The following is a 578-nucleotide window of genomic DNA, read 5'->3' as shown; positions in this document are numbered from 1 at the left end:
GGAATTCTGAAACTGGAAGTTCGGAATTATCATTAGTTTTTGTTTCTGAAAAGGGAATATTTAATGTTTCCTCAAAATTGGAAAAGGAAAATGGAGAGTGGAAAGTAAAAAAACTGGAATTAAAAGATAAAAATACTGGTGCTAACACCGTGTATAATTAATGGCTAGTTCTAGCCTACTTACGAAAATCCTCGCGGATTTTCTATTCGGTTTTTATTTGCTAAATTAGGTGCTCAAACACACCACTAATCATACACAAACACGTTGTGCAATATTTAACGAGACGTAAATCGCAGCGGAAAATTGGTGGAACAGCGTCTGATTTTTTTTTTTGGAGTTAAGTGTTTAAAAATTGAAAAGCAGTTCGGACAAAAGTGCTGGGCGGACAATGATTTTTCTCGGACAAAAATGCGGAGCGGAAAAAAGGGGTGGAGCTGGAATTTTTTGACATCGGAAAAATAAAACCAGCAAGCGCAATTTTGTTTTTCGATGGCCTTTGAAAGAATAGCAAAGCGGAAACAAAACGGAACAGAGCGCAGAAAAACATTGCACAACAAGGCATATAATTAATGGCTAGT

Annotated in this window: 1 protein-coding gene; it reads right to left on the bottom strand. The window is 36.5% G+C overall.

All coding sequences use genetic code 11. The annotated features are described in order from the left end of the window. Positions 1 to 337 precede the first annotated feature (337 nt). Positions 338 to 578: hypothetical protein (locus tag K8089_RS16290; RefSeq protein ID WP_237604337.1), on the bottom strand; the 241-nt coding region annotated here is incomplete at its 5' end.

The sequence above is a fragment of the Aequorivita vitellina genome, from assembly GCF_022008365.1.
GTDB lineage: Bacteria > Bacteroidota > Bacteroidia > Flavobacteriales > Flavobacteriaceae > Aequorivita > Aequorivita vitellina.
Note: the sequence above shows the minus strand (reverse complement) of the source record. Positions and strands in the feature narration are given on the sequence as shown.